The organism is Microbacterium sp. Root1433D1 (genome assembly GCF_001426835.1).
Lineage (GTDB): Bacteria > Actinomycetota > Actinomycetes > Actinomycetales > Microbacteriaceae > Microbacterium > Microbacterium maritypicum.
Map to the genome: position 1 here is coordinate 779,552 of NZ_LMFN01000003.1, position 19,876 is coordinate 799,427.

Annotated in this window: 19 protein-coding genes; 5 read left to right on the top strand and 14 right to left on the bottom strand. The window is 70.2% G+C overall.

Translation table 11 applies throughout. The features are described 5' to 3' along the window. Positions 1 to 110 precede the first annotated feature (110 nt). The 3 genes from ASD13_RS14715 to ASD13_RS14725 are packed head-to-tail and all read right to left on the bottom strand — an operon-like array spanning position 111 to position 3,669. On the bottom strand, positions 111 to 1,532 hold the full coding sequence (locus ASD13_RS14715; RefSeq protein ID WP_055870665.1) for a dihydrolipoamide acetyltransferase family protein: 1,422 nt from the start codon (positions 1,530 to 1,532) through the stop codon (positions 111 to 113). Beyond that, the gene (locus tag ASD13_RS14720; protein WP_055870668.1) at positions 1,529 to 2,554 is read right to left on the bottom strand and encodes an alpha-ketoacid dehydrogenase subunit beta; all 1,026 of its coding nucleotides are present in this window, start codon (positions 2,552 to 2,554) and stop codon (positions 1,529 to 1,531) included. Before ASD13_RS14720 ends, ASD13_RS14715 begins: the two co-directional genes overlap by 4 nt. Further along, positions 2,551 to 3,669 (bottom strand): thiamine pyrophosphate-dependent enzyme, encoded by a 1,119-nt coding sequence (locus ASD13_RS14725; protein ID WP_055870672.1) that lies wholly within the window; start codon positions 3,667 to 3,669, stop codon positions 2,551 to 2,553. Before ASD13_RS14725 ends, ASD13_RS14720 begins: the two co-directional genes overlap by 4 nt. Before the next feature lie 151 nt (positions 3,670 to 3,820). Here ASD13_RS14725 and ASD13_RS14730 point away from each other — a divergent pair, with 151 nt between their 5' ends. From ASD13_RS14730 to ASD13_RS14740, 3 genes are all read left to right on the top strand, one after another. Then, complete coding sequence (locus tag ASD13_RS14730; RefSeq protein WP_174799538.1) at positions 3,821 to 4,258, top strand: Lrp/AsnC family transcriptional regulator; 438 nt, start codon at positions 3,821 to 3,823, stop codon at positions 4,256 to 4,258. 142 nt (positions 4,259 to 4,400) lie between these two features. After that, positions 4,401 to 5,840, top strand: a complete 1,440-nt coding sequence (locus ASD13_RS14735) for an aldehyde dehydrogenase family protein (protein WP_055870675.1) — start codon at positions 4,401 to 4,403, stop codon at positions 5,838 to 5,840. 3 nt (positions 5,841 to 5,843) lie between these two features. Further along, positions 5,844 to 7,307: a GMC family oxidoreductase gene (locus ASD13_RS14740; RefSeq protein WP_055870678.1), complete on the top strand. Its 1,464-nt coding sequence runs from the start codon at positions 5,844 to 5,846 to the stop codon at positions 7,305 to 7,307. 162 nt (positions 7,308 to 7,469) lie between these two features. Here ASD13_RS14740 and ASD13_RS14745 read toward each other — a convergent pair whose 3' ends face one another. The 5 genes from ASD13_RS14745 to ASD13_RS14765 are packed head-to-tail and all read right to left on the bottom strand — an operon-like array spanning position 7,470 to position 12,210. Further along, positions 7,470 to 7,841 (bottom strand): DUF202 domain-containing protein, encoded by a 372-nt coding sequence (locus tag ASD13_RS14745; RefSeq protein WP_235562608.1) that lies wholly within the window; start codon positions 7,839 to 7,841, stop codon positions 7,470 to 7,472. A gap of 13 nt (positions 7,842 to 7,854) precedes the next feature. After that, the gene (locus ASD13_RS14750; RefSeq protein ID WP_017828398.1) at positions 7,855 to 8,211 is read right to left on the bottom strand and encodes a YidH family protein; all 357 of its coding nucleotides are present in this window, start codon (positions 8,209 to 8,211) and stop codon (positions 7,855 to 7,857) included. 32 nt (positions 8,212 to 8,243) lie between these two features. Further along, complete coding sequence (locus tag ASD13_RS14755; protein WP_055870681.1) at positions 8,244 to 9,887, bottom strand: amidohydrolase; 1,644 nt, start codon at positions 9,885 to 9,887, stop codon at positions 8,244 to 8,246. A gap of 1 nt (position 9,888) precedes the next feature. Beyond that, on the bottom strand, positions 9,889 to 10,728 hold the full coding sequence (locus ASD13_RS14760; RefSeq protein WP_055870683.1) for a molybdenum cofactor biosynthesis F family protein: 840 nt from the start codon (positions 10,726 to 10,728) through the stop codon (positions 9,889 to 9,891). 27 nt (positions 10,729 to 10,755) lie between these two features. Beyond that, positions 10,756 to 12,210: an APC family permease gene (locus ASD13_RS14765; protein WP_055870686.1), complete on the bottom strand. Its 1,455-nt coding sequence runs from the start codon at positions 12,208 to 12,210 to the stop codon at positions 10,756 to 10,758. A gap of 245 nt (positions 12,211 to 12,455) precedes the next feature. Between ASD13_RS14765 and ASD13_RS14770 the strand changes: the two genes are divergently transcribed. Both ASD13_RS14770 and ASD13_RS14775 read left to right on the top strand, forming a co-directional pair. Beyond that, positions 12,456 to 13,223, top strand: a complete 768-nt coding sequence (locus ASD13_RS14770; RefSeq protein WP_055870696.1) for an SDR family NAD(P)-dependent oxidoreductase — start codon at positions 12,456 to 12,458, stop codon at positions 13,221 to 13,223. Positions 13,224 to 13,284: 61 nt separating this feature from the next. Continuing rightward, on the top strand, positions 13,285 to 14,100 hold the full coding sequence (locus tag ASD13_RS14775) for an SDR family NAD(P)-dependent oxidoreductase (protein WP_055870699.1): 816 nt from the start codon (positions 13,285 to 13,287) through the stop codon (positions 14,098 to 14,100). 29 nt (positions 14,101 to 14,129) lie between these two features. Here the strand turns inward: ASD13_RS14775 and ASD13_RS14780 are convergent, their stop codons facing one another. From ASD13_RS14780 to ASD13_RS14805, 6 genes are all read right to left on the bottom strand, one after another. Further along, a complete protein-coding gene (locus tag ASD13_RS14780; RefSeq protein WP_082531524.1) occupies positions 14,130 to 14,780 on the bottom strand; it encodes an HAD-IA family hydrolase in 651 nt (216 codons plus the stop codon). Positions 14,781 to 14,825: 45 nt separating this feature from the next. Beyond that, complete coding sequence (locus tag ASD13_RS14785; RefSeq protein WP_055870703.1) at positions 14,826 to 15,518, bottom strand: ABC transporter ATP-binding protein; 693 nt, start codon at positions 15,516 to 15,518, stop codon at positions 14,826 to 14,828. Continuing rightward, positions 15,515 to 17,287, bottom strand: coding sequence for a branched-chain amino acid ABC transporter ATP-binding protein/permease (locus ASD13_RS14790; RefSeq protein WP_055870706.1), 1,773 nt, complete (start codon positions 17,285 to 17,287; stop codon positions 15,515 to 15,517). Before ASD13_RS14790 ends, ASD13_RS14785 begins: the two co-directional genes overlap by 4 nt. Further along, positions 17,274 to 18,134: a branched-chain amino acid ABC transporter permease gene (locus ASD13_RS14795; RefSeq protein WP_017828407.1), complete on the bottom strand. Its 861-nt coding sequence runs from the start codon at positions 18,132 to 18,134 to the stop codon at positions 17,274 to 17,276. The genes ASD13_RS14790 and ASD13_RS14795 overlap by 14 nt, the downstream gene beginning before the upstream one ends. A gap of 91 nt (positions 18,135 to 18,225) precedes the next feature. Further along, entirely contained in the window at positions 18,226 to 19,398 is a 1,173-nt protein-coding gene (locus ASD13_RS14800; protein WP_055870709.1) for an ABC transporter substrate-binding protein, read from the bottom strand. A gap of 80 nt (positions 19,399 to 19,478) precedes the next feature. Beyond that, positions 19,479 to 19,868, bottom strand: coding sequence for a nuclear transport factor 2 family protein (locus ASD13_RS14805; protein ID WP_055870712.1), 390 nt, complete (start codon positions 19,866 to 19,868; stop codon positions 19,479 to 19,481). Between the last annotated feature and the right edge of the window lie 8 nt (positions 19,869 to 19,876).

Consider the following 19,876-nt stretch of genomic DNA (forward strand, 5'->3'; position numbering starts at 1 on the left):
CGGGAGGGGAGGGCGACGAGGCGCCCCGGCTATTCATGACCGAATGGTCGGTCAGTAATTGCCGAGCGTAGCGCATAGGCGCCGTCGGAATCGAGAACCCGCGCTTTCGGTCAGACCCTCCCGAACGCTCGCAGTGGGTGCTCGATGAGTTCGGTCACCCGCCGTAGGAAGCCGGCAGCGTAGCCGCCGTCGCACACGCGGTGGTCGAACGCGAGCGAGACCTGGACGATCCGTCGAGCCACGATCGCCCCGTCGACCACCCACGGACGCTCGATGATCCGACCGATGCCGAGGATCGCCACATCGGGGTGGTTGATGATCGCGGCCGAGCCGTCGACGCCCAGGCCTCCATAGTTGTTGAGCGTGAAGGTCGACCCGCGCAGGCGCTCCGGCGGCATGGTGCCGGAGCGCGCCGTGACGGTGAGTTCGCGCAGCGCCGTGTCGAGCTGTGCCACGGTGAGCTCGTGGGCGCGGGGGAGCACCGGCACCAGGAGCCCCCGTTCCGTATCCGCGGCGATCCCGAGGTTCACGCCGTCGAAGGAGATGATCTCGTCTCCGCTCTCGCTGAGCCGCGACGCCAGCAGAGGATGGTCCTCCAGCGCGAGCAGCACGAAGCGGGCGAGGAGTGCGGTCAGGGACGGCGCCTTCCCGCCCTCGGGGGCCATCTGCCCGCGCAGGTCCCACAGGGCCGTGGCGTCGACGTCGACCCAGACGGTGGCTTCGGGGATCTCGGACCTGCTGCGGGTGAGCTTGGCGCTGACGGCCCGGCGCAGGGGAGACATCCGTTCGCGGGCGCGCACCGCGAGCCCGTCCACGGTCTCGCCGGTTCGAGGTCCTGTGGTGCCGGCGTGGTGGGCGGCGGCGCCGTCGACGGCGCTGTCCACGGCGGCTCGCAGCACGTCGGCACGGGTGATGGCGCCGTCGGCGCCGGTCGCGGTGATCGCGTGCACGTCGAGACCGAGATCCCTGGCGAGTCGACGCACGAGCGGGGAGCGGACGGCGACCGGACGGCGGTCGGCCGGACCCGAAGGCGCGGGAGCCTCGGAGGTGCGGGGCGCGGCATGCGACGCCGCCGGCGCCGGCGGCGACACCTGCTCGCGCGGCGCGGACACCGAGGCGGCGGACGGGCGTCGTCGTCCCTTCGCGGTGCGCGCGGTCGTTCCATAGCCGATGAGGACGTTCCCGGAACCCGCGCGCTCCTCCTCGCGGTACGCCTCGTGCTCGGGCTGGGCCCCAGGAGACGGGGCGGACGGCGCCGGCGATGTCAGGGGATCGGCCACTTCGAGCACCGGGGCGCCGACGTCGATCGTGTCGCCGGCGGTGCCGTGCAGCGCGGTGACAACCCCGGCGAAGGGCGACGGCAGCTCGACGATGCTCTTCGCGGTCTCGACCTCGGCGATCGGCTGATCGGTCGTGATGGTGTCGCCCACGGCGACGAGCCACTGCACGAGGCCCGCTTCGGTCAGGCCCTCACCGAGGTCGGGGAGCCGGAACACCTGGGTGCCAGCATGCGGCTTCAGCGGAGTGCTCATGCCTCGTCCTCCCAGTGCAGCGTGTCGATCGCATCGAGCACGCGGTCGACGTCGGGGAGGTACCAGTGCTCGAGCTTCGGAGGCGCGTAGGGGGTGTCGAAGCCGGTCACCCGTCGTACGGGAGCGGCGAGGTACTCGAAGCAGCGCTCGAACACCCTGGCCTGGATCTCGGACGCCACACTCACGTAGCCCGGCGCCTCGGCGATCACGACGGCGCGACCGGTCGACTTCACGGCGGCCGTCACGGTGGCGTCATCGAACGGCGAGAGCGAGCGGACGTCGACGACCTGCACGCTGCGTCCTTCGGCGGCGGCGACCTCGGCCGCTTCGAGCGCCAGAGCCACGGAGGCTCCGTAGGCCAGAAGTGTCACATCCGTGCCGTCGCGGGCGATGCGTGCTGTTCCCAGCTCCGCCGTGATCGAGGTGTCGACCTCGCCCTTGGCCCAGTAGAGCTTCTTGGGCTCGAGGAAGATCACCGGGTCGGGGGAGGCGATGGCCGCACGCAGCAGGGAGTAGGCACCCTGCGGCGTGGACGGGCTGACGACGGTGAGGCCCGGCGTGTGCGCGTAGTAGGCCTCGGACGAGTCGCAGTGATGCTCGACACCGCCGATGCCGCCGCCGAACGGGATGCGGATCACCAGAGGCATCCGCATACCGCCGCGGGTGCGGTTGCCGAGCTTGGCGACATGGCTGACGACCTGCTCGAACGCCGGGAGCGCGAACGCGTCGAACTGCATCTCCACCACGGGACGCAGACCGTTCATGGCCATGCCGACGGCGGTGCCTACGATGCCGGACTCCGCGAGCGGGGTGTCGAAGCAGCGCTCTTCGCCGAAGCGCGCGGTGAGTCCGTCGGTGATGCGGAAGACGCCGCCCAGCGCGCCCACGTCCTCGCCGAAGACCACGACATCCGGATCGGACTCGATGGCGTCGGCCAGCGCTCTGTTGAGCGCGGCCGCCATCGTCATCGTCGTCGTGCCGGACGCGGTCTCGGTGCGGGTGTCGTCCTGTGCGATCGTCATCGGTGGCCTCCGTTCAGGGTGCTTCCGGCATCGGCGAGACCGGAGCGCTCGATCTCGTCACGCAGCAGGTGCCACTGCTCATCGAGCTGCGGGGATCGGGTCTCGGTCACGAAGCGGAACAGGTCTTCGGGATCGAGGTCGGCATCGGTGTTCAGGGCGGCCCTCATCGCGGTCGCGATCTCCTCCGCGCCCGCCGCGAAGCGCTCCTCGGCCTCGGCGTCGAGTGCGCCGGTGGAGGTGAGGTGTGCGCGCAGTCGCACCAGCGGATCACGGGCGACCCAGGCCTGCACCTCGTCGCGCTCGCGATAGCGGGTGTCGTCGTCGGCGTTGGTGTGCGCCTGCATCCGATACGTGTGCGCCTCGATGAGGGACGGGCCCCCGCCGGCACGGGCGCGAGACACGGCATCGCCGAGCACGGTGAGGACCGCGGCGACGTCGTTGCCGTCGACGCGCTGTCCCGGCATCCCGTAGCCGACGGCCTTGTGGGCGAGGGAGGGGGCCGCCGTCTGCCGCGCGAGCGGGACCGAGATCGCGAACTCGTTGTTCTGCACGAAGAAGACGACGGGGACGTGGAACACCGCGGCGAAGTTCATCGCCTCGTGGAAGTCGCCCTCGCTGGTCGCACCGTCGCCGCAGAGGGCGAGCACCACGGTGTCCTCGCCCCGATGCTTCGCGGCCTGGGCGAAGCCGACCGCATGCAGCAGCTGCGTGGCGAGCGGCGTGGCCTGTGGGGCGACGCGATGCGCGCGCACGTCGTACCCCGAGTGCCAGTCGCCCTTGAGGAGGACCATGGCGTCGGCGGGCTCGACCCCGCGAGCGATCACGGCGACCGAGTCGCGATAGGTCGGGAACAGCCAATCGGTGGAGCCGAGAACCATCGCGGCGCCGACCTGGCAGGCCTCCTGGCCGTGCGACGACGGGTAGACGGCGAGGCGCCCCTGGCGCACCAGGGCTCCGGCCTGATCGTTGATGCGTCGGCCCTCGACGAGCCCGCGGTAGGCGGCCAGGAGGGTGTCGGTGTCGGGGAGCGCGTACTGGTCGTCCACGACCGGCGCTCCGCTCTGGTCGATCAGTTGCACCGCGGTGTCTCGCGGGAGCAGGTCGGTGTGCAGCATGCGTTCGCCCTCCTTGCCGAACTCGGTGAGGACAGCTTGCCCGCGGAGCGACAGTCATCCAAGATCTTTTGAAGAATCCTGGATGAATGTGGCTGGACTGAGGCATTCTTGATCGAAGTGTCAGAAATACTGCGCTGAGGAAAGGGGTCGCATGGTCGCTCTGGACGAGACGGATCGCGCGATCCTCGAGGAGCTGCGCCGTGACGCGCGGGCATCGATGACGGCGATCGCGGACGCGGTGCACATCTCCCGCGCCGGCGCCCATGCGCGGATCAAGCGCCTGACCGATGCCGGCGTCATCACGGGGTACTCCGTGCGCACCGATCCCGTGCTCCTCGGGCACCACGCCAGCGCGTATGTGACCCTCGCGATCGAGCAGGCGACGTGGCAGGCCGTGAGCGAACGGCTGCGCTCGATACCCGAGATCGAGCACATGGCGCTGGTCGGGGGCGACTTCGACGTGATCCTGCTGGTGCGGGCGAATGACGCTCGGGATCTGCGTCGCATCGTGCTGGAGGACATCCAGGCGATCCCGTCGATCCGCTCGACGAGGACCACGCTCATCTTCGAGGACTACCCCCGCAACTGAGCCCCGACCGGATCATCCTTCGCACTCGGACATCTGCGGCGCGCTCCGCGACAAGTGCGGTGACGGTGCTCGTCCGAGAATGAGAGGACGACCGGCGTCCACCCCGCCGCCGGCCAGCGCCACGCTCGAAGGAGAGACACCGATGTCCGATTCCGCAGCTTCCGCAGCCGCAGCGCTGCTCGACCGCATCCAGGCGCCCGAGGGTGCCGGCCGCGAGATCCCGGATGCCGCGACCCGCGAGGTCATCGGCAGAGCACCCGTCGCCACGGTCGACGACCTCGACGACGCGATCGCGAGGGCGAAGGCCGCGCAGCCGGGCTGGGAGGCGCTCGGGCACGAGAAGCGCAGCGCGCTGCTCCTCGCCGCGGCCGACGCGATCGACGCCAACGCCGAAGGCCTCGCCCATCTGCTCTCCCGCGAGCAGGGCAAGCCGCTCAACGGCCCGAACGCCCGCTTCGAGCTGGGCGCCTGCTCGGCGTGGCTGCGCACCAACGCCACCACGGTGCTCGAGTCACAGGTGCTCGTCGACGACGACACCATGCACGCCGAGCTCGTCTACAAGGCCGCAGGCGTCGTCGGCGCGATCGGTCCCTGGAACTGGCCGCTGATGATCACGATCTGGCAGATCGGTCCGTCGCTGCGCATGGGCAACACGGTCGTGGCCAAGCCGAGCGAGTACACGCCGTTGAGCGTGCTCGCGATGATCGCCGTGATGAACGAGGTGCTGCCGGACGACGTGCTGATCGGCGTCTCCGGCGACCGCGAGGTGGGTGCTCGACTGTCCTCGCACCCCGACATCGACAAGATCATGTTCACCGGCTCGACCGCCACCGGCCGCCGCATCATCGAGAGCTCCGCCGGCAACCTGGCCCGTCTCACCCTCGAGCTCGGCGGCAACGATGCGGGGATCGTGCTGCCGGGCACGGACGCCGCCGCCATCGCGGAGGATCTGTTCTGGGGCGCGTTCATCAACACGGGTCAGACCTGCGCGGCGATGAAGCGTCTGTACGTGCACGACTCCGTCTACGACGACGTCGTCGACGCGCTGGCGGCGATCGCCGGTTCCGTGCCGATGGGCAACGGCCTCGATGAGGGCAATGTGCTCGGGCCGCTGCAGAACCGTCCGCAGTTCGACATCGTCAGCCGCCTGGTCGAGGATGCGAAGAGCCGCGGCGCGCGCATCGTCACCGGTGGAGAGGCGGCGCCCGAGCTCGGCGAGCTCTTCTACCGGCCCACCATCGTCGCCGACATCGACAACGATGCGGCGCTGGTGCAGGAGGAGCAGTTCGGCCCCGCGCTTCCCGTGATCCGCTACACCGACGTGGACGAGGCGTTCGCCTGGGCGAACGCGGTCGATGTGGGGCTCGGAGCCTCCGTGTGGGCGAGCGATCCTGAGGCGGCGCGCGATGCGGCGTCGCGGATGCAGTCCGGAACGGTGTGGATCAACTCCCACGGCGGACTGCACCCGATGGTGCCGTTCGGCGGTGTCAAGAGCTCGGGCTACGGCCTGGAGTTCGGCGTCGAGGGCCTCAAGTCCGTCGCCGTCACCCAGGTCGTCTCCGGCCCCGCCCGGAAGGCCTGACCGATGCGCTCCGTCATCGTCGTCGGCGCAGGGACCTCGGGCGCGATCATCGCACGACGCCTGAGTGACGCGGGGGTCGATGTCACCCTCATCGAGGCCGGCGGCTACGACACGAACCCCGCCATCCACGATCCGTCCCGTGCGGGGGAGCTGTGGCACTCCGTCGAGGACTGGGACTTCTTCACCGTTCCGCAGGAGCACGCGGGCGGTCGCCGCCTGCACCTCCCGCGAGGGAAGGTGACGGGCGGATCGCATGCCCTCAACGCCATGATCTGGGTGCGCGGCGCCGCCTCCGACTACGACGCGTGGGAACGCGCGGGGGCCACGGGGTGGGGCTGGTCCGAGGTGGAGCCGGTGTATCAGGCGATCGAGAACGATCTGCTGCCCGTGACCGACGACTACCCCCTCTCGCCGATCCAGGCGTCGATCATCGACGCCGCGGTGCAGGAGGGCCTGCCGCACAACCCCGACTACAACGGGGGAGTGCTCGACGGCGTCTCGCAGGAGCAGGTCACGATGCGGGACGGGCGACGTGTCAACACCTGGACCGCCTACGCGCACCCGGTGGCCGAGCGCATGACGATCCGCACCGGCGTCGAGGTGCACTCGGTGATCGTGCGCGACGGCCGAGCGGTCGGCGTGCGCCTGGGGGAGGGCGAGGGTGCGGAGGAGGTGTTCGCCGACGACGTGATCCTCTCCGCCGGGGCGATCGGTTCCCCCGTGATCCTGCTGCGCTCGGGGATCGGTCCCGCGGCGGATCTCGCCGCGCTCGGGATCCCGGTCGTGCACGATGCGCCCGGTGTCGGCGCCAACCTCCACGACCACCTCCTCTCACCCGTGATCTTCACCACCCGTCGTCCCGTCGGGCCCCCGCAGCCGGGGGTGTCCGTCACCCAGACGCATCTCTTCTGGCGAAGCCGCGACGATCTGGCAGAGCCCGACACGCAGCCGATCCACTTCTCCGTGCCCATGTGGGGCGAGCTCGACCCTCGTGGTGACGACGGGTTCACGCTGATGGCGGGCCTGGTGACGCCGCACAGTCGTGGGCGTCTGACGCTGTCCGGCCCTGGTCTGGCCGACCCGCCCCTGATCGATCTCGCCGCGCTCCAGGACGATCGGGACGTGGCCGCGCTGGCCGCATCCGTGCGTCAGTGCCGTCGCATCGGTGCGCGTCCTGCGCTGGGCGAGGAGTGGGGGGCGATCGAGGCGTATCCCGGTCCCGAGATCGCCGACGATCAGGTCGAGGACTGGGTGCGTCGCACGGCCATCACCTACCACCACCAGGTCGGCACCTGTCGGATGGGGTCCGACCCCGAGGCCGTGGTCGATGCCCGTCTGCGCGTGCAGGGGGTGGAGGGGCTGCACGTCATGGACGCCTCGGTCATCCCGACCGTGCCCACCGGCAACACGAACGCACCGGCTGCGTTGATCGGCGAGCGCGGCGCCCGATTCCTCCTCGAGGACTGAAGGTCCGGCAGAAAGCTGGCACGCCGAGGCATGGCGGAACGCGGTGCCCCCGCTCGACGACGAGGGCCCGCTGTTCCGGGTGCGCCCCGACGCCGAGAGCCGCTGTCTGCGCCGATCGACCTCATCCCGTCCGGTCTGCCGAGCTGACCGTGCTGCGTTCGTTCACATCAGCGGCAGCGCGACGGCGACGAAGATCACCGCGATCGCCCCGAAACCCGTCGCGAACACGGTGAGCAGGAGCAGGAGGGCACCGCCGGGAAGCGCACCCGCGGCGCTCCCGGTGAGCACCGCGGTCGCGCGGCGTTGTCGTCTTCGTGCCGCGACCCAGAGCACACAGGCGGTGCCGACGCCGACGACCCCGGGAGCGAAGCCCCAGGCGGCGAAGGCGGGAGGCATCACGAGGGGGAAGACCCGTAGCGAGAGCAGCGAACCGATCGCGATCGCGAGCGCGGTGCGCCGCCACGCCAGCTCGGTCCGCTCCGGCTGCAGGCCGGGATCGTACAACCGGGGCGGTGACGCGGTGCGGCGCATCATGATCCCGACGCGCTCAGCGCCACAGGACGCCGGCCAGGACCAGCAGTCCGACCGTCACCACCACGACGGCGAGGAGGATCGCGGACAGGGCTCCGGGCAGCGGCCGCGACTGCCGCAGCGCCCGTTCCGCGCGCATCCACTCCCACCAGGCGAGGGGTGCGACCACGGTCCCGGTGACCATCAGCAGCAGTGAGGCCGCAAGGCGGAAGCCCGGATGCAGATCCAGACCCAGCACCTCGAGAGCCACGCCGCCGGCGATCAGTGCGAGCGCGGTTCGGGTCCAGGCCAGGAACGTCCGCTCGTTGGCGAGCGAGAATCGCGGATCCGGCTCTTCTCCGACGGAGTACACGGAGGAGGGGAAGCGTCGCATCGCCTCATCGTATCGGCGCGCCGCATCCCCGATCAGTCTCCGTGCACGCGGCGGCCGGCGAACCACGTCGACACGACCGGGGTGCGCACGATCTCGTCGGCGGGTCCCGCGATCGCATCACGCGCGAGCACGACGAAGTCGGCGGACTTCCCGGGGGTGAGGGAGCCGGTCTCGGCGCCGAGGCCCATCGCGGTCGCCGCGTTGATCGTGAAGACCTCCAGCGCCTCCTCGGCCGTGATGGCCTGTTCCGGCCAGAGCGTTCCCGGAGCGCGGCCGAGAGGATCGGCCCTGGTCACCAGGCCCTGCAGTCCCTCCAGGGTGTTCGGGGACTCGCTCACGGGCCAGTCGCTGCCGCCGGCGACCAGCGCTCCGGCGTCGAGCAGCGCGCGGTTGGGCTGAGAGTGCTCGGCCCGATCGCCGAGCACGTCGGTGAGGGCCTGCGGGATCACTCCCGGGTACCAGATGAACGGGGAGATGTCGGCGGAGACGTTCAGCGCCGCCAGACGAGGGATGTCGGAGTCGGCGAGGAACTGGCCGTGCGCGATCTGCACGGGCGTGGTGAAGCCCTCCGAGCGCAGCCGCTGCGCGGCATCGAGGACCAGGCGGGCCGAGCCGTCTCCCGTGCAGTGCACCTTGGCACCGAGTCCCCGCTCGGCGACGGCGCGCAGCCACCCGGTGAGCTCGTCCAGGGTCATGGTCGTCTCGCCGTGGAAGTGCGCACCGTGGGCTGCGTCGGCCGGATAGGGGTCGAGGAATGCGGCCGTGTGCGCCGGCGGAACGCCGTCGAGGAAGATCTTCACGAAGTCGGGACGATGATGCCGGGAGCGGAACTCCTCTCCGCGGTCGAGGAGAGCAGCGCCGATCGGATCGAAGCCGAAGATCTCGTCGTTGATCAGCAGGGACGACACGACCCAGGCATGCAGCTCGTCGGCGCCGTCGAGATCGGCGAGCGCGCGGAGGATGTCCACCGAGACACCCGCATCCTGGAACGTCGTGACGCCGTAGGAGTTGAGGATCTCGACGCCGCGCCGGGAGGCCGCCGCGTGCTGTTGCGGCGTGAGGCCACCCGTGCGGTCGTACGCCTCCTGCACAGGGATCCCCGCGGCCTCCAGCAGCACGCCGGAGGGCGTGCCGTCGTCGGGGTCGAGCAGCGTCACACCCGCGTCGGGAATGCTCTGCGCCGTGATCCCTGCGAGCTCGAGCGCGCGACTGTTCGCCCAGCGGTTGTGACGCGAGTCCTCCATCAGCATCACCGGGCGCCCTCCGCTCGCCTCGTCCAGACGACGGCGACTGGCCGTGTTCGCGAGGGCTGGCAGCAACGTCGTCGCGACAGCGCCGCCGACGATCCAGGCGTCCTCCGGCAGATCGGCGGCCTTCTCCCGCACCCGGTCGAGCACCTCGTCGAGCGTCAGCGACGGAGCGAGCGACAGCTCGAACAGGTCCGTGCGCCCGGCGAGGGCGTGGTGGTTGTGCACGTCGACGAAGCCGGGATACACGGCCGCGTCGCCGACCTCGAGCAAGCGGGTCCTGCGCCCGCGGAGCCCCTCCATGTCGGAGCGCGCCCCGACGGCGAGGATCCGGCCGTCGCGCACGGCGAAGGCCTCGACCACGGGGTTCGCACGGTCGGCCGTGCGGATCACGGAACCGGTGACGATGAGGTCGGCGACGTCGGTCATCTCACACGCCTCCGAAGGTCGCAGGCTCCAGCTCCGGCGCATGCAGCGTCGTGGAGAGCAGACGTCCATGGGCGCCGAACGTGAAGTGCGTCGGCACCTCTCCGCTCTCGTCGAGGCCGAACAGCACCCCGTGCGAGCGGATGGCGTTCACGTCGCGGTGGTCGGCGATGGTCACCGACGCGCAGGGGATGACCTTCTCGCGCCAGGCGAACACGTAGATGCCGGGGCGGATCTGCCACACGCTGTTCTCATCCGTGTCGGCGAGCCCGCGCTCGGGGCCGGCGAGGCACTGCCACGAGTACCACCGCGACGACAGGTAGACGTGCTCGTAGGCGTGCTCCTCGCTGTAGACCCACTCGACGCGGCGGCCGATGAGCGTGGTCGTGGGAGCGGCCTCGGCCCCGCGCGCTTCGATGCCCTCGATCACGCCGGGGGCGAAGTGGTGCTGCACCCGGGTGCGGCCCTGCTCCGGCGCCGGCAGGATCTCGGAGAGGACGGCCAGAGCGCGTCCCTGAAGCAGGTCGAGCACGAGCGAGACGGCCTCGTTCGGCAGATAGCGGTGGTGGAACTGCACGAAGTAGAGCTGCTCGTCGACCTCGAACGCCTCGTAGTCGTCGGTGTCGGACGCGGCTTCGGTGTCGTCCTCCGCTCCCGGGTGGTAGTCCCAGGTGACGGTGGACTCGGCGAATCGGTGCACGATGCGGGTGCCGCGCCCGTCGACGACCGTGACCTCGGTGCCGCTCAGCGCGGTGGAGTGGGGGGCCTTGTTGGCGTCGAAGCCGGGAGCGAGCCCCTCCAGCGGCAACCAGGTCGAGGTGTCGGCGGGGTTCAGCGTGGTCATGGGTTCTCCTTCGGTGGGGGAGCCGGTTCAGCGGTCGCTGAACTTCTCCAGGTCGGTGGCGAGGCCCTCGTAGACGGCCGGCTTGGTGCGCTTCAGGTAGGCGCCGTACCCGATGCCGCCGATCAGGGCGACGATGAGGAGCAGGGGCATCAGACGGATGGCGAGCTCCTCCGATCCGGCGACGATGTTGAAGTTCACCACCGCGAGGACCGAGATCGCGGCGATGCCGAGGAAGCCGATGCCGGGGGCGATGAACGTGCTCCACCACCGCGGATCCTGGCGCCGACGGAAGTACACCACGATCGAGATCGCGGCCAGGCCCTGCAGGATGAGCACGCTCAGGGTGCCGAAACCGAGCATGGCGGGGACGAGCGTGAGGATCGGGTCTGCGCCGGCGAGAGCGAAGATGATCGCCACGACGGCGGCGAACCCGGCCTGCACGATCCCCGCCAGCTGCGGGGCGCCGTTCGGGCGGGTGCGCGCCAGAGCCTGCGGGAGGATCTTCGCCCGTCCCAGCGAGTACAGGTACCGGGTCGCCGAGTTGTGGAACGCGAGCATGGCGGCGAACAGGCTCACCAGCAGCAGGATCATCATCACGGTCGTGAGCGGGCCGCCCAGGTACTGCTGCGAGATGGAGAAGATCAGGTCGCCGGTGGGCAGGTGCTCCAGCGCCGTGGCCTGGGCCTGCGCCACACCGGTCGCGCTCACCACCGCCCACGTGGTGACACCCAGGATGACGCCGATCGCGATGATCGAGGTGTAGGTCGCCCGGGGGATCGTGCGCAGTGGCTGCTTGGCCTCCTCGCTGAACAGCGCCGTCGCCTCGAAGCCGAGGAATCCGGTCGCCGCCAGCAGCAAGCCGATCGGCAGCGAGCCGGAGAACACGGCCTCGGGGCTGAACGCCGAGACGTCGTAGCCGGTCTGCACGAGGACCGAGATGTCGAACACCACGAGCATCAGCACCTCGAGCACGAGGCAGACCCCCAGGATCTTCGAGCTGAAGTCGACGCCGACTCTCGCCAGCACGAAGCACACGACGATGGAGAGCAGACCCCACACGAGCCAGTGCACGTCGAGGCCGGTGAGGTCGCGGATGATCGTCTGCATGAAGAACCCGCTGGTTCCGATCGTGCCGACGACGAAGAAGTTGTAGCCGAGCGTCGCGATCAGACCGGCGATCAGTCCGCCGGTGCGGCCGAGGCCCTTCACGACGAAGGCGTAGAAGCCTCCCGCGTTCACGAGCTGCTTCGACATCTGGGCGTAGCCGATCGCGAACAGCAGCAGGATCGCCGCCACCAGGAAGAACGACATGGGCGTGCCGCCGCCGTTGCCCAGCGCGATCGCGAGCGAGGCCACGACCACGATGCCGGTCAGCGGGGCGACAGCGGCGAGGACGAGGAAGACGATCCCGGCGACGCCGAGGGCGCCGGGTCGGAGAGAGGTGTGCGTGTGCGTCGTGGACGCGGATGTCGGGTCTGCCACGTCGGCTCCTTTGCTCGGTGACGGCCGTGCGGACACGGCATCGACGACGAGGGGAATCGTCGATAGAGCGAGTCTGCTCGTGCTGTCGGCGGTGCGCTTGACCCTGAGGGAAAGACGATGGTGTCAGCGTGCACAGCCCGCTCCCGTGCTTTCGACACCGCACCGGCGGGGGAGCAGGATAGCCGTGATGACACCGCCGTCCTCCTGCCGCACCGCCGGTGCAGCGACGGCCTGCGAAGGACGAGATGGATCTGCAGCTGCACGCCAGGACGGTCCTGATCACGGGAGCCGGGAGCGGCATCGGCCGCGCCACGGCCCGCCTCCTGGCGCAGGAGGGCGCCCGCGTGGCGCTGCTCGACCGGGACAGTGCCGCCCTGGACGCCACCGCCGACGTGGTGCGGGCATCGACCGGGCCGGCGCAGGAGACGGTTCGCGTCGTCGCCGACGTCACCGACGAGGAGCAGGTGAGCGCAGCCGTGTCCGCCGCGGTCGCGGTCCTCGGCGGGCTGGATCACGTCGTGTGCTGCGCGGGGGTGTCCGGTCCGGTCGGTTCACTGATCGAGGACACCGACCTCGCCGCCTGGAACGCCGTGCTCGCGGTCAACGTGACGGGGCCGTTCCTGGTGCTCAAGCACGCGCTCCCCGCTCTGCGCCGCGCGGTCGACGCATCCGTCGTCCTGCTCGCCAGCGATTCGGCCTCCGTCGCCTCTCCCGGGATGGCGCCGTACTGCGCGTCGAAGGCGGCGCTGGTGCAGTTCGGACGCGCGCTGTCGGTCGATCTCGCAGGCGCCGGGATCCGTGTGAACTCGGTCGCTCCGTCGATCGTCGACACGCCGATGAGCCGCGGCGATCTGGGCGAGGCCGCCCTCGACGAACCGGCGTTCCCCGTGCAGACGGCGCACGAGGTGGCCGCGCACGTGGCCTACCTGCTGTCGCCGCATTCCAGAGCCGTGAACGGCACGACCCTGATCAGCGACTTCGGGTACACGGCCCGGTCGGGATTCCCCGCCTGACGCGACCGCGTCAGCGAAGACCATCGCGCGCACGCGCGTCGGAGAGAACACAGGAGAAGACATGGGACTCGTGGTCGGATCGAGCGTCTCGGGGCGCGTCGTCGTCATCACCGGAGGGGGCACCGGCATCGGCGCCGCGATCGCCGAGCGCTACGCGGCGGAGGGAGCGCACGTCGTGGTCGTCGGCAGGAGGGCGGCGCCCCTGCAGGAGGTCGAGCGGGCGGTCGGCGCAGTGCCCGTCATCGCGGATGCGGCGGACACCGCCTCGGCGAAGGCGGCGGTCGCCGAGGTGCTGGCCCGCTTCGGGCGCATCGACGTGCTGGTCGCGAACGCCGGGGGCCACGGATTCTCACCGGTCGGCGACACCGACGATGCGAGCTGGGAGGCCGCGATCCGCGCGAACCTCACCACCGCGTTCACGATGGCGAGGGAGGCCCTTCCCGCCCTGATCGAGGCGAAGGGGCAGATCGTGATCGTCTCCTCGCTCGCCGGGCTCTTCGCCGGTCCTTCGGTGGCCGGCTACACGGTGGGCAAGCACGCCCTGATCGGTCTGACCCGCACTCTCGCGCGCGACTACGGTCGGCACGGCGTCCGGGTCAATGCGATCTGTCCCGGCTGGGTGCAGACGCCCATGGCCGATGACGAGATGGACGAGTTCGCCTCGCACGCGGGTCTCGGATCGCGCGAGGAGGCGTACGCTGCAGTGACGGCCGACGTGCCGCTGCGGCGCCCGGCCCGCCCGTCCGAGATCGCCTCGGTGGTGCGCTTCCTCGGCTCAGGGGAGTCGTCCTACATCACGGGCGCCGTCATCGTGGCGGACGGCGGCTCTCACGTGGTCGATGTGCCCACGATCGCGTTCGATCACGCGGGGATGTAGTCGCCGGCGCCCCTGACGGCGCGGGGGTCTCAGCCGATCGTGAGCGTGAAGCCGTCGCCTTCGGCGTCGATCTTCACCTGCGTCAGGTCATCGACGAGGAAGGTGGGCTCGTACGCTGCGGCGTGCGGTCCGACCCCGATCACGCGCATCCCGGCCGCGAGCCCCGCGCGGATGCCGGCGCCGGAGTCCTCGAACACGACGCAGTCGGCGGGGGCGACTCCCAGCAGCTCTGCGCCCCGGAGGAAGCCTTCCGGGTCGGGCTTGGATGCGGAGACGTTCTCCGCGGTGACCGCGAGGGTGGGGACGGTGAGTCCGGCCTGGCGCATCCGTGCCGTCATGAGGGCGACGTTCGCCGAGGTGACGATGGCATGCGGGAACGGCTCGAGGGTGCGCAGCAGGGCGTCCGCTCCGGGGATCATGATGACGCCGTCCACGTCTTCCGCCTCGTTCGCGAGCATGACGTCGTTCTCGCGCAGGTTGATCGCGTGGTCGCGTTCGGGCAGCATGATCGCCATGCTCTGGTGCCCCTGGCGGCCGTGCACCACGCTCAGCACCGTCTCCGGTGCGATCCCGTGCGGCTCCGCCCACGCCAGCCAGAGTCGTTCGACGACCGACGTCGAGTCGACGAGGGTGCCGTCCATGTCGAGGAGGGCGGCGCGGGCGTGGATGATCTCGGTCACCCCTTCAGGCTAACCCCACCACCGCTCAGCGCGAGGACGCGGCGCTCAGCCGCCGAGGTAGGCGCGGTGCAGCAGCTCGGGGTCGGCCTGCAGCGCCTTCGCCGTCCCCTGGAAGGAGACGCGCCCTCCGGCGACGACCACCGCCTCCTCGGCCAGTCCGAGGGCGAGCTGGGTGAACTGCTCGACCAGCAGCACGCCGACACCGGACTCGGCGATCGACTGCACGATCGGCATCAGCCGCAGGAACACCACGGGGGCGAGCCCGAGCGACATCTCGTCGATGAGCAGGATGCGGGGTTTCGCGGCGAAGGCGCGGGCGAGCACGACCATCTGCTGCTCCCCGCCCGACAGCAGGGCGGTGGGCGCGTCGATGCGCTTCTCGAGCTCGGGGAACTGCGCCAGCACCGCGTCGAACTCCGACGGGGTGCGCGCGGTGAGCGAGATGTTCTCGCGCACCGTCAGCGAGGGGAACACCGCTCGCCCCTGCTCGATGTGCACGATGCCGCGGCGCGCCCGCGCCACGCGGGAGAGCTTGTCGATCGGCTCTCCATCCAGGGTGATCGTGCCGGCGGAGTGGGGCGTCACCCCCGACACCGACTCGATCAGACTCGTCTTGCCCGCGCCGTTGGGACCGACCAGCGCCAGCACCTCTCCGCCGGCGACCCGCAACGAGACGTCGGAGATCACGGGCCCGGCGCCGCGGCTCACCGTCACGGCGTCCAGTACGAGTTCGCTCATGTCAGAAGCTCCGTCTCTCCCATGTACGCCTTCACGACGTCGGGGTTCGCGAGGACCTCGGCCTGCGGTCCGCTGGCCAGCACCCGACCGAAGTCGAGCACGGTCAGGGTGGGGCATACGGAACGGACGAGATCGAGGTCGTGCTCGATGATGATCAGGGCGACGCCGTAGCGTGCCGGCAGGTCGCGCAGCCGCGCCGCGAGCGCCAGGTGCTCCTCGTGCGAGAGGCCGGCGGCCGGTTCGTCGAGGATCAGCAGACGCGGACGGGCGGCCACGTTCGCGGCGACCTCCACCAGTCGGCGCGTACCCACATCGACGCTGGAGAGGCGCGCGCGAGAGGACGGGCATCCGAAGAACGCGAGCACCTCGTCGATGTCGGAGGTCGCCAGGCGGCGCCGGGCCACGAAGCGCACGTAGGCGCCGACCGTGAGAGCGGGCGGAACCCGGTCCTGTTGGAAGGTGCGCCGCAGACCCCGTCGCGCGCGCCGGGTGGGGGAGAGCCCCGCCAGATCGCGGTCGCCCAGCAGTACGCGTCCACCGTGCTTGGGCAGGAACCCGCTGATCGCATCGACGAAGGTCGACTTGCCGGCTCCGTTGGGTCCGATCAAGCCCATGATCGATGCGGCCGGCACGTGGAACGAGACGTCGTCCAGTGCCTTCAGAGCGCCGAACTGCACCGTGAGCCCTTCCACGGTGAGCACGGGCGCGCCGCTCAGCGCAGCCTCGTCGACCGTCGCCGTGGTGGTCGTGGTGATGGCGGCCTCGTCTGCGCCGGCATCCGGCGGCAGGGCGGTGAGCTGCGCGTTCGCTGTTCGCCGGTCCGCACGGCGGTAGAGCAGGTTGCGGATGCCCTGACCCAGGTTGGTGCCGCTGGTGAGAGCCTGCACGCCGAGCACTCCGAAGACGACGAAGCCCCAGTCCTGCGGGATGCCCCAGCGCTTGAGGAGTTCGGGCACCAGCACCCACAGCAGACCGCCGAAGATCGCCATGTCGATCAGGTGGGCTCCCGACATGATGGCCAGCACGTAGAGGGCGAGGGACTGCAGAGGCGTGAAGCTCGATGCGAACGGCAGCTGCACCTGTCCGGCGAGCAGCCCGCCGGAGATGCCGCCGAGGGCCGCCGACACCGCGAAGGCGGTCAGCTTGGCCGTCTGCACGCTCTGCCCCGCAGCGGCCGTTCCGCGCTCGGAGAACGCGACGGCCTTCCAGCTCGAGCCCCAGCGCCCCCGCTGCAGGAAGAACACCCCGAGTGCGCAGACCGCCAGCACCACGATGGAGAGGAAGAAGAACTGCCGGTCGTTCGAGAACATCGCGGGCCGCTCGATGGCCGTGCCCTCGGAGGAGCCGGGGAACTGGATCTGCACCAGGGTGACATCGGCGGCCGCGGCGAATCCGAGGGTCACGACTGCGAGGTTCACACCGCGCAGGCGCAGAGCGGGAAGTCCGACGAGGATGCCGACGAGGCCGGCGGCGATGCCGCCCAGCACAAGCCACACGATGAACCCGCCGGGCGCCTGCATCACGTTCAGCAGCGACACGATCCACGCGCCGACGGCTGCGAAGGTGAGCTGGCACAGCGCGATCATTCCCGCGGAGCCGGTCACGATGCCCAGCCCGAGGATCGCGATCGCGGCGGTGACCGCGCTGATCGCGAGGAAGACGAAGTAACCCGGCAGGGCCGAGCTGAGGATCGCGCCGACCCCGATGCCGGCGAGGGCGACGGCGAACGGCCATGTGACGCGGAACCACGAGCGGTCAGCGAGCGGCATCCCACACCTCCTTGCGCTGCGTCCACAACAGGAGGACGACGATGAACAGGAACGGGAGGAAGTTGCGCACCAGCGCCACCTCGTCGATCTGGGCGACGAGTCCGCCCAGCACCCCCAGGACGAGTCCGCCGACGACAGCCAGGTCGAGACGGCGGAAGCCGCCGAGCAGCGCGGCTGCCGCGGCGGGAACGATGAGCATCGACAGGCTGGTGGCGTCGTTGGACTGCGACGGCGCCACGATGATGATCGCGATCGCGCTGATCACGCCCGTGACGAACCACACCGCGATCGAGAGCGGTCGGGAGCGGATGCCGAGCAGTTCCGCCGTCGTCGGACGCTCGGAGAGGGCGCGCAGCTGCGTTCCCACCCTGGTGCGCCGCAGGACGATCCGGACGGCGACCGCGGTCACGATCGCCATAGCGACGGTCGCGACGGTGACCTGGCTGACCACGACGCCGCCGATCGAGAACGCGGGACCGGCGATGATCGGAGCGAACGGCTGCGGCTTGTTGCCGAACAGGATGAACGACATCGAGATCAGCAGCAGGAGCGGTCCGACCGTCATCGCCGAGCGGGTGGTCGTCGATGCCTCGGACAACCATGTCGCCGCGATGAAGCCGATCGCCGCGGCGAGGAGGCCTGCCACGAGCACACCGAGCACGGAGCCGGCCCAGATGGGCAGTCCGAGCTCGCGCACCAACCAGACGGCCGTGAAGCCGCCGAACATGCCGGTCGCAGCCTGGGCGAAGTTCACGACCCGCACCAGACGCGACATGAGCGTCAGGCACACGCCGAGAACCGCGTAGAGGCCGCCGGCGGCGAGTCCGGCGATGGCGCCTTGCAGCATGGGGCGTCCTTTCTGTTCCGAGGGGGGAGGGGGGGAGGGGGAAGGGCCTGCCGCCGGTAATGCGCCCGGCGGCAGGCGGTCTGTGGGGCTACTACTCGCCGATGCGGAGCCAGTCGTCGGCGACCTGCTCCCAGGCGTGGGTGCCGGACTTGAGGATGATCGGCCAGCCCGCGGTGTTCTGCGTGCCGAACGCGTAGGGCGTGCCGACCATCGGGTTCTCGATGGGGTCCATGCTCTTCAGCGCCGCCGACACGCTCTCGCGGGTGATGTCGCCGTCGATGCCCTTCAGTACCTCGATGAAGTAGGTCGCGGCGAGGTAGCCGCCCTGGCTGAACGAGGTGAGCGGGATGTCGTTGTCCTCCATCAGCGTGCGCCAGTCGGCGTTGATCTCGCTGTCGTCGGTGAACGGGTAGAACTCGGCGGGCACGTAGATGCCGGCGCCCGCGTCGTCGATCGCCTCGGCGAAGTTCTCGCTGTAGACGCTCGTCAGGTACAGCCAGGTCACGTCGTCCCAGCCCTGTGCGTTGGCGGCCTTGACCTGTCCGATCGCGTCGGGCTCGACCGGGTTGATCGCGAGGGCCTTGCAGCCCTGCTCGCGCGCCTTGACGATGTAGGGGGTGTAGTCGGATGCACCGTACGGGACCGTGTCGTCGACGTACTTCGGCTCCTTGCCGGTGATCTCGGACCACTTGTCGATCGCGGCCTGGTAGGTCGGACGGGTGGAGCCGGCGATCTCGAGCAGGATGCAGATGTCGTCGAGCCCGAGCACCTCCGACCCGTACTGCAGTGTGAGGGTCATGTCGTTGAAGGGGCCGACATTGGCGGGCGAGATGTTCTCGCTGTCGAAGCACCCCGTGTCCACGCCGATTCCGGGCATCGACAGGATGCTCTCCTGCTCGTAGTACTTGGCGTTGATCTCGCACTCGATCAGACTCGCGGAGCCGACCAGGGCCACGGCGCCGTCGCTGCCCACCAGCTCCCGGGCCGACGCCGTGGCCGTCGCCGGGTCACCCTTGTCGTCGAGGGTCTTGTAGTCGATCTTGCGCCCGTCCAGTCCGCCGGCGTCGTTGAAGGCGTCGAAGACGGCAGCCGCGGCCTGCGAGGCCTCGGGGAACGTCGCCGGTCCACTGATCGTGTTGATGGACCCGACCACGATCGGGGCGCCTTCGCCTCCGCCGGATCCGCCGTCTCCACCGGCGCAGCCGGCGAGGGCGAGGGCTGCCACGGCGATGAGTGCCGCGGTGCCGGATGCTCGCTTGTTCATGTGATTCCTGCCTCTCGTGTTCGGGTGGTGCTGTGTGTTCGGGTGGTGCTGTGTGTGCGGTGCTGCTGGAGGTGTGGGACTCAGTCGCGCAGGGCGCGAGCCACCAGCTCGGTGTCGGTGAACTGCTCGAATGCGACGACCTCGCCGTCGGTCAGGCGCCAGACATGGGCGACCCGCGCGGCGAAGAAGCGCCCGGTGCGCCGGAAGGTGCCGGAGTAGGTGCCGATTCCCACGACCACGTCTCCCGCGTCGATGACCTCGTCGATCGCCACGGTGTAGTCGTCCCAGTCCTCCTGGATCCGTCGGAAGACGTTCGCGGCGACGGCATCGGGACCGATGTACGTCCCCGCGTAGGGGAAGCCCGCGGCCTCGGTCCACCGCACGTCGGGCGCGAACGGCGCGAGCATCCCGTCGAGGTCGCCGCGGTCGCTCGCCGCGTAGTGCTCGCGGATGATGTCGGCGTTGCCCATGGTGTGTC